Source organism: Aquimarina spongiae (genome assembly GCF_900141785.1).
GTDB classification, from domain to species: Bacteria; Bacteroidota; Bacteroidia; order Flavobacteriales; family Flavobacteriaceae; genus Aquimarina; species Aquimarina spongiae.
Window position 1 is genome coordinate 203,745 of sequence record NZ_FQYP01000005.1, and the last position, 12,016, is coordinate 215,760.

A 12,016-nucleotide genomic window follows, 5' to 3' on the forward strand; every position below is an offset into this window, starting at 1 on the left:
GTTTTATTTTAGTTGTTTTATTTTTCTTCTTTTAAGGGTTTTATCTCTTTGATTAGTACAAAAATTGATAAAACAGATAGTGGTGCTAAAACTGCCAGAATGATAAATGCAGGCGTATATGACACCGTTGTTATTTTGGGAATTACAAAATTCATGATGGCTACCGAAATGGCTCCGATAGTACCAGCAAGTCCAGCGAGGGCTCCAACAGATTTACTCTTTAAAAGATCACTGGATAAGGTCTGTATATTACTGATCGAAAATTGGAAACCAAATAGCACGATAAATACAAAAGACACAAACTTGATGGGTGTATCTGCAAATAGAATAGCTCCTAGTATGGCCAAGAAAATAATTGCTCCTCCTAATGCGATTACCCGCTTTCGTGCTTTGTCTAGACTTAACGACTTCATGAGTCGTTGTACATACCACCCTCCGGCAATACTTCCTATGGCGGCACCTACGTAAGGGAACCATGCGTAAAGACCAATTTCTTTTACATTAAACCCATATTCTTTATTAAGATAAATCGGCATCCAGAATACAAACAACCACCAAATGGGTTCTATAAAAAAACGGGAAGCCAATATACCCCATGCTTCTTTAAAGCTTAATATTTTTAGTAGGGGTAACCTTTTTTCTTGTTTACCATCTTCTTTAGTTGATTCCTGATCAGATAGGATATATTCTTTTTCCTGATCAGTAATCCAAGGATGTTGTTTTGGTTGTTTCTTATTGAAAATCAACCACGGAATGATCCATACAAAACCGATAACTCCTATAATGATAAATGTCCATCTCCACCCATAAGCGCCAAACAACTCAGCAATTGTTGGTGCAGCTACTATCGAACCAATAGCAGCACCAGCATTAAAAATACCTTGGGCTACAGCTCGCTCTTTGATAGGAAACCATTCTGCATTGTTTTTTACTGCTCCGGGCCAATTTCCGGCTTCAGAAACTCCTAAAATTCCTCGGTATAAACCTAAAGAGGCTAAACCTCTGGCGAAGAAATGAAGTAAGGAAGCCAGCGACCAGAAAAATATAGATAATACAAATCCGATTTTGGTTCCTACTTTGTCATAAACCCAACCAGAAATAAACTTACCTGCAGCATAAGTGATCGTAAAAATGTTGATGATCCAGGCATAGTCTTCTTCAGTTAGCCCCAGATCTTTTTTCATTTCGGGCCACATGATACCTAATGCAGATCGATCTATATAATTGATAATTGTGGCTAGGCAAACCAGGCCAATAATCCACCATCGTAATCCTTTAATTTTCATAGTCTATTTTGGTTCTAGATAGGGTAAAAGAGGTTCTTAGTGATACTCCGATTACCGTAACAGTTTGTAAAACCATTGTTGAAATTGAATACTTGGTTGTAATAACCAACACATTCGGTTGAATGATTTTAAGAGTGTTATGTTTGTTAATTAGTGCTTTACGTTTTTATTGATTATAGCAGTATTGATATAAAATTTTAAAATGCGCTTTCATCTTTTCTTTAGCTAGTTTAGGGTCCTGAGAGCGGATAGCTGCATAAATATCAGTATGCTCTTGTATCCCTAAAAAAGCTTGGTTTTTATCACATACGTGATACTTCTCAAAATTGGTGATGATTCCTGGCGTTATAATAAGCATGAACGTATTCATCGAACTGTTTCTACTGGCTTTTGCAATAGCAAGATGAAATAGTAAATCTTCTTGTACGGCATCTTCACCATTGATTACCTTTTCAGAATAGGCATCTAGTGCTTCTTTAATTGCTTGTAAATCTTCTTCAGTTCTTCGTATGGCTGCTAATTGGGCCGTTTTTAGTTCTAAAAGAATTCTGGTTTCTACCAAAGATTTAAAATCAGGTTCTTCTAGCCGCAGAATATCTTCTATCATTCCATTAAGTGCTGTAATACCAATATTGGCTACAAATGTGCCACTTTGTGGAATGGATTCCAGAAGTCCATAAAACTCCAGTTTTTGAATCGCTTCACGGATGTTTCCTCTACTTACTTCAAACTTTTCAGATAAAGTTCTTTCTGAAGGAAGTTTATCACCAGGCTCTAAATTTTTGTGGTTAATCAAATCGCGAATTGCAGAAATGATCTTTTTCTGAATGTCGTGATTTTCATTATTTAAAATTTCTAATTTCATAGTTCAAATGAGTGTTGAGAAAACTGGTTAACCAGATTGGTTATCCAAATTTATAAAATTATCAAATACTACAAAAGCATATCTATCATCAATATTATTTTTTTTCTGAAATAACTATCCGGGTTTATTATCCAAGGATAGTACTGGGTAATAAACCCGGTGTTATGGCTATCTCAAAAAACTGTTCTCATACGGTTGTGGTTTCTAGTTGGTTTACTGGTTAATGAGAAACTTCTAGGTCATAAAATTTAACTTTGGCAAAAGCTTTTGGAGTTTTGGTGGCTAGGTAATTTCCAGCTTTGAAATAGTTTTCAAAAACTCCCCATCTTTTCATATCGTATCCTCTATACACTTTGCGGTATTTGTCATTAAGGATCACCTCCATTTTACCTTCGGAGGCTATGATTTCGACGGTAAATTTTTCGAAACCAACCTTCTTTGGGAAATTATACCCTTCATCATCTCCCCAGGCATCTTTACGCAGTACTTCCTTATCTGTAGCATCAGGATTTTTTAAGAATTTTGATTTTAATCTAATTCTACCATTATTCCAGTATACTTTCATAATAGGAGGGGCGTCATTATCTTTTTTTCCAATTAATTCTTTCTGTTCATTAGATAATCTACCGTGAATCTGTAGCACAATTACTTTATCGTGCTTCCCTTTTTTGTTTTTCGAAATCTCATCGATTGCAATAGTAGCTTTCATTCTACCCCCATCCTTAAAACTCCAATTCACATTGTTTTTACCAGGAACAAGCTGTTCTCTGAGTTCACATCGAGAATATTTGGTGTTTGTAGTGGTTGCACCTGGTGTTGCATAAAACACCAGGGAACCATCTTTGGGGTCATCATACATATACTTTTGTAAAGTAGGATGATTTGCGTAATCCAAAATTTCAGGAGGAGAAACGTTAATTGGTTTTGGGCTGCCTATTGGCAACGTAACTTTCCAATGACTCAAATCTATTTTGCCAGATTGTGCTGTCTCTTCTTTATTTCCTTCTGATTCTTCCATAGTACTAGCCTCTGCAACGCTGCCATTTTGTGCTTGACAGGCAGCGCTTGCAGATAGACTTAGTGCTATCAAAAATGAGAATATGTTATTTTGAATGATTTTCATTTTCTCAATTAGTTATTAATTGCTGTAATGGTTACAGAATCTAAACGTACTTCTTCATCACCGCTAGAGTAACCGTATAGTGCAAAGTCAGCAGGGTCTTCAGGTCCAGAGTTACCGATACCGCGTATAAATAACGCTACGCTATCATTGGCTCCTGAGTTAAAGAAGAAAGTAAATAAACGATACTCTGATGTATCAGGATTATCTACAGTTTCTAATAATAGATTGTTAGCTGCGTCTTCGATCTGAGCGATTGAAGTATAACCAAAACCATCCTGTGGAATCTCCACCGTATCTGCATAAGTAGTAGGAGTATATCCATCTACGTAGCCTTCTCCAGCTAGTACTCTTACTTCTAATTGAGTAGGTAGATCTCCAGCTTGATCAGATTCGAAACGAATAGGGATTTCGATTCTATAATCTGAATTTGGAGTTACGGCAAATTCTTGATACGCGTGATCTGGTTCTGCATTATCTAACTTGATGACATCAGAACCGTTACCGCTACTAGACTCACCTTGCTCCCCAACACTTCTGTTGATCCATCCAGAACAGGTACAATCCGATCCTGAAGATTTTGGCAGTCTGTCAAAATCGGGGTTGAGTATTACAGGATCTGGCACATCCGGCACATCTGGCTCGATTAACTCTATAGTTTCAGAGTAGGTAGAGGTTTGTCCTAATGCGTCAGAAACTGTTAAGGTAACAGTAAAAGAACCTTCTCCTGGGTAAACATTTACTGGGTCTATTTCTGTAGAGGTATTCCCATCACCCAAATCCCAACTATAAGAAGTTGCATTATCAGATTGATTGGCAAAAGTTACCCTTGTAAAAGTCTCAATTTCAACTCCATTCGTAAATGTGAAGAATGCCGTTGGAGGTGTCTCATCTGCGATGGAGTTTTCTTCAGGTAATTCGTCTATAAACTCACAAGAGGCAAATACCGTAGCAAAAACCAGAAGCAGCGCTATGCTGGCTTTTGAAAGTATTTGATTGTTTAAAATTATTTTCTTCATAACGTTATGTTTTAACTTTAGTATCCTGGGTTTTGTGTTAGCAATCCTTGACTAATAGAAATCTCTGCTCCAGGAATTGGCAGTAGTAGATCTGTAGCTTGAAATTCAAAACTATTTGCTGCAGAAAAAGCAGACAAAACATCTTGCGCCACTCCGAAACGTTTCAAATCAAGAAAACGATGATTCTCGAAAGCTAACTCTACACGTCTTTCATCCATTAATGCTTGCTTGGTAATATTGGTTACAGGATCCATGATACCGGCTCTTTGTCGTACTGCCTGGAAAGAAGCAATTGCCGCAGGAGCACTAGTTTCTAGACCACCAGCCATAATCGCTTCGACATGAAGTAATAATACATCTGCATATCGGGTTACTATCCAATCATTACCAGCAATTCTAGGGTTAGCCGGTGCCGTAGTAACTCCGACAGTTTCATCTACAATAGGAAGGAATTTTACGGTTTGAAACAACCCTGGATTTCCTGGGTCTTCTCTAAATGTAAATTGTCCTCTATTTCCTCCAAAATTGTTGAAAGCTTCAACTAACTCGGCAGTTGCATAATTTGAACCGGTACCGCGACCTACAGCATCCAAAAATTCTGCAGAAAACCCTTGGCTGTCATTTACAATGGTATCATCAAAACCAATAGAGAATACTGTTTCATCATTAGCTTCGTTATAAAATATATCTAAGAAATTAGGTTCTAGACTATAGTCGCCACTAGCAATCACGTCTTCTAATAAACGCTGTGCTTCCAGGTAATTGGTTCCTAGAGTTAAGTATACTTTTGCAAGAAAAGTTTGTGCAGCGGCTTTTGACGCTCTAGTTCTAAAGCTATTATCTAAATCACTAGCAACTGCAAACTGAAGATCACTTACAATTAGTTCGTAAACTAAACTCTCATCCACTCGGGTAAAAGCAATTTCTGTTTCCTGTGGACCAATTACTCTATCCACTAGAGGAACATCTCCATAAAAACGAACCAGATTAAAGTATGCATATGCTCTAAGAAAACGAGCTTCTGCTTCAAATCTATTGGCATTTTCTTCAGATGCATTTTCTAGATTTTCTAGTACCAGATTTGCTCTAAAAATGATATTGTACATACTTCGGTAATAGGTGATTACCGCAGCAGTTTCTGGAGTTACTGTAAAAGTTTCAAAGTCAAAACCTTGAGGAGATCCACTTTTGGTTCTGGAATTGTCACTTAGCGTTTCTGCCATTTGGTATTCTATCTGTATCGCTAAATGTGGATTGTTAAAACCGCCATCGCCTTCTAATGGATTACTACCTTGTAAACCATCATATATGTTGATGATTCCTGCTGTTATTTCATCATCATCATTAAAGAAATTATCAACGGTAGTCGCCGATTCTGGCACGGTGTCTAAATCACATGACCATAAACAAGCGGCCAGGCAAAACAATGAATATATTTTTATTAGTTTCATAAGTCTTGTTTTAGGGATGTTAAAATTCAACATTTACACCTAGTGTTATAGTTTGTTGTATTGGCGTACCACCTCTTTGATAACCAAAGGTAAGTGGTGTTAGCTCTCGAACATGTTCTGGATTCCAACCTGTATAATCATCAGCTGTGATGAATAGTAAGTTTTGACCAGTAGCATATAGTCTAAGACTAGATAAATTCAAATTATCAAGCACCTGATCTGGGAAATTGAATCCTAAACTTACCGTACGTAGCGCCACGTAACCAGCATTTTGTACCAGCTGACTAGTGAATATACGCTGTACCAAAAATTCTTGATCTGGTGTGATAGATCGATCAAAATCTACCGTATTACTATTGAAGAAATCAAAAATGTATTGATCTCCCAGGTTATATGTTTTTGCCCCGTGACTACCTTGGAAAAGGAAACTAAAATCTACATTTCCAATTTGAATATCGTTACCAAAACTCCAGATTAGGTCTGGATAGGGGTCACCCAAAATAGTTTTATCATCTTCATCGATTAGACCATCACCATTTAAATCTTTTGCGTAGGCAAATTGCGTTCTATTTCCGACTTGTCTAAATGGATCATTTAGAAATTCGAAAGCAATGTCTCTATCAAATACATACCCATAGAATGAAGAAATCGGTTGACCTTCAAGGTTAATCCATTCTACCAAACGGCTACCATCATTAGTATTTACTACCTGCCCGTTTGAATCTCCAAAATCCACTAAAGTATTCTTGTTAAAAGATCCTATTAAGGAGGCAGACCATTTAAATTTTTCTCTATTAATAAATCGAGTTCTTAATTCGACCTCTACACCTTCATTTTCAACTGTTCCTAAGTTTACAAGTGCCGATGTGAAACCAGTAGTTCCAGAAACCGGATTGTCCAGTAGTAACTCATCACTAGTTCTTTTATAATAATCTACAGAACCAGAAATAGCATTATTAAAGAAACCAAAGTCAACTCCTGGGTTAATTTCTTCAGATCTTTCCCATTGTAGTAATGCATTAGGGATATTAACCGGATTAAAACCATTGGTTATAGCTCCGTCGATTACTGCACTAGAAGGCTCCAATAATGCAAGGGAAGGGTAGTTCTCGGTTAAGAAATCTCCATTAAGATCGTTAGTACCTGTAACCCCATAACTTACTCTGAATTTAAGTTGGTTGATCCATTCCACATTTTCCATAAATGCTTCATTAGATACTACCCAACCAGCAGATACCGCAGGGAAGTTACCGTATTTAGTGTCTTGTCCAAAAATTGAACTTCCATCACGACGGATACTTGCATTAAATAAGTACTTGTCGTCATAAGAGTAAATTACACGACCTAAAAAGGCGTTCAAAAAGTTTTCATATTCAAAAGCAGTGGCATCGTTAATAATAGATCCTCCACCAACATTTGGAATTAAGTCTGAGGTAAATCCACTAGCTTCAATCTGTGACTCTTCGAAAAATCTGTTTTCCAAAGAAATACCTGCGATAGCACTAATCTTATGCTTTCCTATGTTTTTGTTAAAACTTAAGATATTGTCAGAAATTAAAGCATATCGACTGCGTGTGTCATAAGATGCCGTTGCAGCTGCTGCTCCATTTCTGGTATTGTTCACCCCACGATAATCGGTGTTAATTCTATTTTCATAAGTGGCAGTAAACGTAGATTTAAAGCTTAAATCATCTGTAAACTTATAATCTGCATATAAGTTTCCGAAGAAATTATATCGGTTTTCAAAACGTTGACGCTCTAATAGCTTGGCTAAAGGATTGATATTACTGGTGTTACTAATATCTACACCACTGGTTACAGGAACTCCTTGAAAGTTCCCAGCTCCGTCAAAAATACTAGTTGCTCCAGTTGGGTATTCGAAATCGTCAAACATTCTTTGCAGAACGTAATCTCCAATTTGTGCATCAGCAAATCGACCACCATCACGTACTCTGTTTACAAAGTTAATGTTGGTTTCATCCAGTCGAGAAGGGACCCATGACGGTTGTCTAACCACGTCATAAAGTCCGGTAGCACTAAATCTTCTTCGTTTTGAGTAAGATGGAGAAAAACTAGCTCCTATTTTAAAGTTGTCCGTAACTTTTGTACTTACCTTAAGTTGTGCTTGATATCTCTCAAAACTATCGGTTAGTAATACTCCATCATCCGAAACATAACTTAAGTTTACGTTGTATTTGGTTTTTTTACTACCACCTCTTACACTAAAACTGTGACTTTGAATTACACCTCCATCCAGGATAATATCTTGCCAGTCGTTATCAGCGTTGATGAGTTGTCTAAATTGACTTCCTAAAGAAAGCCCGCCAGTGATTCGACGTTCTCTGTCTAACTCAGCTTGAAAATCGATATCGTAGGCATCACTTCTTCTTCCTTCTTTAATCCCAGTAAACGTATTATAGGTAAAACGGGCTTTTCCTTCTTTACCTTGTTTTGTGGTAATCTGAATAACTCCATTAGATCCTCTCGAACCAAAAATAGAAGCAGAAGCAGCATCTTTCAGTACTTCAAAAGACTCTACGTTATTCATGTCGATATTAGTCAAAAAATCAGAATCCACCACGGCCCCGTCTACAACAACTAGTGGTCCGTTGTTTGATGTGATCGATCCCACACCTCGAATTCTAATGGTAGGAGCAGAACCTGCTTCCCCTTCAGAGTTTCTGATGTTTACCCCAGAAACCTGACCAATTAATGCTTCGTCAACCCTGGATACTGCAATTTGATCCAGATCTTCATTAACAACTTTGGAAATAGCCCCGGTTAGTAATGATTTCTTTTGTGTTCCATATCCGATTACTACAACCTGTTCGAGTTCTGCCGCATCTTCCTGTAGTACTATATTTAGTGTTGTTTGATCAGAAATGATTACTGTTTGAGTTACATATCCGATATACGAAAATTGTAATACGTCTTTTTCTTTGACCTGTATCTGATAATTACCATCAAAATCTGTAGAGGCCCCTGTATTTGTATTTGTGATGATCACATTTACTCCTGGTATAGGTAATCCCTTTTCATCGCTGACTCTACCAGATAATAAATAGCTCTCCTGGGCCAAGAGTGGTATTTGTGATAAGACCAGGACAATAAAAATTAGTTTGATTTTAAAATTCATTTTAAATATGTTATGTTTCTACAATGAGAGGGATATCGGTAAGGATATCCTAATGAAGAATAATAAAGAAGATGTATTTCCTAATTCCCCTTTGTACTAATCACATAGCTCAAACATAATTGTTAAAATTTTTGTACTTTTGTAGAGCATGTGATGACAAGATCATGTGTTTAACTATTACTTCCCTCCGAAAGAAGTAATTGAAGAAAGGATAGGCGCGCACCTGTCCTTTTTTGTTTTAATTATTTCTGACTGACTTCATAAAATGTATTGAGTTTTTTCTAGTGATTATTTGATTGTTTTTTTGTGGTAAACCAAACTGGATAACCAATTTGGTTTACCAAATATATGTTATTTTAATGTTAAAAAAAAATTATATTGATTTTTATCGTTAAAAAATTGAGTGTTTCTCAATTTGAGGTAGGGGAGAATAAATAAATTCGCAATATGAGAAAGGGCTGCGCTAGGTTTAGTGCAGGTTTTTAAGCCTTGTTATTCCATAAAATCTTCTCGTATTGGACTGAAAGTGTCTATAAGAAAACCTGATTCCAGACAAATCGCTCCATGCATTACATTTGGTGGGATGTAAAATGAATCTCCTGTAGTTAATACCTTTTTTTCTTCACCGATAGTCACCTCAAACTTACCACTTACTACGTAAGTCACTTGAGAATGATAGTGTTGATGCATAACACCAATTCCTCCTTTGTCAAACTTTACGTTTACTAACATGAGTTTGTCATCGTATCCCATGATTTGGCGATGTACACCTTCTCCTACTTGTTCCCATTCAATTTCCTTTCCTGATACAAATTCGTTACTTGAACCAAAACTTTTCATTATTTACCTGTTTTAAATTAGTTTGTTTTTTTATATGTATATGGGCCTTTCCATTCTATGGTATTTCCCATAAATTTTATGGTATGCAAAACCTCTTTTTTGTTATTGGTTAGACATAACAAAAAGGTATGTTTTTGATCTGTTTTTGTAGTAATTGTCCATCCGATATAATTTTTATCGAGGAGTTCAATTTTTTCAACACTTTTGATTGTGCTAGAGGCATTTTTGGCAAGTTCGGTAACAGGGCTGTAGGATCCGTGAGCTTCAATAATAGAAATAAAAGTATCAGATTGAGAGTCTACTTTTCTATGGATAAGTGCGGGATCTTTTCTAAGGTTAAATTTGGGATCATTGGCTCCAATACGAGTAAACAATAATAGATCTTCCGAATTGGTAAGCATAGATATCGTATAGAACTGATGATTTGATAACCAGGTAAATTGAGAAGTTTTTGTGGATAATGCATCACTTTTTCCTTCCAGCCATAAATGCTGGTATCCAAATTCATCACCTAAGGGCTCTAGTTTTTCTGGTTTTTTATACTCAAAATTGGTGGCTATTATTTGTCCGTTATAATAAAAAGGAAGGTCAAATTGATGAGGTTCATCTGATTCGTAATGCATAACATCAATAAGCAGGGGAGTATTGAAATCTTTGTCCTCTAGCAAGATCATAGTTCTATGCAAAGAGGTATTGGGGTAAGCATTTTTTTCTTGTGCACTTACCCATTGAATTTTTGGGTTTGAAATATCGAATAGATAAGGTTCAGAATGGTGTGTACTTCCGATCTCATATTTTCCACCAAAATGAGAGATCTGATCTTGAATGATCGTATTGTGGGCTATAGTTTGTTTGGCCCAGGTTTTATTTTCTTTTAAATATCCACCGCCGTTTTTTTGTTCTATATTTACAAATCGAGCTAAACCATAATCTTGCAGGACTTCTTTTCCATCCTTATAATAAGAATAGGATAATTTGTCATAATGACCATGGCTTAATCCCTGAGATGTATATTTCATAACCAATTCAAATGGATGGTCACTAGATCTTAATATACTAATACCTCCTTGCTCTCCGTTAGCACCATCTTTTAATGTGATTGAGTTTTTTGGGAAAGCTTTTACTTTGTTTTCTTTGATTCCTAAAGCTACATGTAATCCAGCTTCGTCCAGCTGAACTTTATTCTGCTTCTTTGCGATACTTAGTAAGGCTGGATCTTTTTGCCCAAAATAATAAGCAATATCAACTGCAGAAACCAATTCGTTGGATAGATAAGACATTCCTTTTTGAGCATCGTTTAAAGGAAAAAACTCACCATCGCTATCTGTTAAATTCAGCAACGCATAGACCGATTTGATCAATACCTGATCTTTGTATTCAAAAATGTTTAACTCCGGTTTTTTGTTTTGCAACGCCTGAGCGAACACCATAAATGGATACATAGCATATCTTTGGTAATAGGGCCCCTCGGTATAATATCCATCGGGAGAAAATGGAGCATCAAGATTAGCAAGAAATCCGGTTTTTTGTCCATCGACCGATATAAAACCTCCATCATTATCTTTAAGGTTTGGATTAGCTTTTACACCCTGTAAACCATGTAATGCTCTTTGAACAAGTTCCTTATTATCCATTACTAATCCAATCATCCCTACAGCGACATTTCCCCAGGTACTGTGATTATGAATGCGATTGAAAAATTGAGGAGTTTCTTTGGATAAAAAATCTGCGTAAGGAATAAAAAGTTGTTGCTCTAGAAACTTTCTATCCTTTTTTGATAAATATTCATAAATGCAGTCATAAGCTTGACTAACATATACCAACCAGTTAGCATCATTTAAACATTGCCAGAAAATTTTCCCCCGTGCATATGATCTTTCCTGAGGATGCAGCGGCAAAGTAGGATACATTTTGGCGTATGCTTTTAGTACCTCATGAACGTATGATGCATATTTTTCATCTTGTAATATCTGATATAATACCCCTGCTTTTTGAAGCGTTTTCCAGTTTTTTTTATGCTGATCATGCGTATATCCTCCTGCCATATCCTTTGGAATTGGCACAAGAATACCTTTTTCCATTTCGATATCAATTTCGGCTTTAACGTTGGCTAGTGTTTGATCAAAAATAGGGACCTGACCAAGATGTTTTCTGATTTCTTGTACTCCTTTTTTTGTTAGGATTAGATTGGGGTGATCTTGAGCATATATAAAGGATATCCCCACAAATAAAATAGGTAGTACGAAGTAATGCCTAATCTTAGTCAAAAATGTTTGTGTGTTCATTTATACGTCCTTTA

8 protein-coding genes are annotated in these 12,016 nt (G+C 36.4%); all 8 read right to left on the bottom strand.

Annotated elements, in window-relative coordinates:
- Positions 1–17: 17 nt before the first annotated feature.
- Complete coding sequence (locus tag BUE24_RS12595; RefSeq protein ID WP_073316382.1) at positions 18–1,286, bottom strand: MFS transporter; 1,269 nt, start codon at positions 1,284–1,286, stop codon at positions 18–20.
- 166 nt (positions 1,287–1,452) lie between these two features.
- The gene (locus tag BUE24_RS12600; protein WP_073316383.1) at positions 1,453–2,151 is read right to left on the bottom strand and encodes a FadR/GntR family transcriptional regulator; all 699 of its coding nucleotides are present in this window, start codon (positions 2,149–2,151) and stop codon (positions 1,453–1,455) included.
- A 220-nt stretch (positions 2,152–2,371) separates the two neighbouring features.
- On the bottom strand, positions 2,372–3,274 hold the full coding sequence (locus BUE24_RS12605; RefSeq protein ID WP_073316384.1) for a polysaccharide lyase family 7 protein: 903 nt from the start codon (positions 3,272–3,274) through the stop codon (positions 2,372–2,374).
- Between the two features lie 8 nt (positions 3,275–3,282).
- The gene (locus BUE24_RS12610; protein ID WP_084549515.1) at positions 3,283–4,290 is read right to left on the bottom strand and encodes a PKD domain-containing protein; all 1,008 of its coding nucleotides are present in this window, start codon (positions 4,288–4,290) and stop codon (positions 3,283–3,285) included.
- 17 nt (positions 4,291–4,307) lie between these two features.
- Positions 4,308–5,741: a RagB/SusD family nutrient uptake outer membrane protein gene (locus BUE24_RS12615; RefSeq protein WP_073316620.1), complete on the bottom strand. Its 1,434-nt coding sequence runs from the start codon at positions 5,739–5,741 to the stop codon at positions 4,308–4,310.
- A 19-nt stretch (positions 5,742–5,760) separates the two neighbouring features.
- Positions 5,761–8,877 carry a SusC/RagA family TonB-linked outer membrane protein gene (locus tag BUE24_RS12620; RefSeq protein ID WP_073316385.1) on the bottom strand — a complete coding sequence of 1,039 codons (3,117 nt, stop codon included), beginning with the start codon at positions 8,875–8,877 and terminating at the stop codon, positions 5,761–5,763.
- A 492-nt stretch (positions 8,878–9,369) separates the two neighbouring features.
- Entirely contained in the window at positions 9,370–9,717 is a 348-nt protein-coding gene (locus BUE24_RS12625; protein WP_073316386.1) for a cupin domain-containing protein, read from the bottom strand.
- A gap of 17 nt (positions 9,718–9,734) precedes the next feature.
- The gene (locus BUE24_RS12630; RefSeq protein WP_073316387.1) at positions 9,735–12,002 is read right to left on the bottom strand and encodes a heparinase II/III domain-containing protein; all 2,268 of its coding nucleotides are present in this window, start codon (positions 12,000–12,002) and stop codon (positions 9,735–9,737) included.
- Positions 12,003–12,016: the final 14 nt, after the last annotated feature.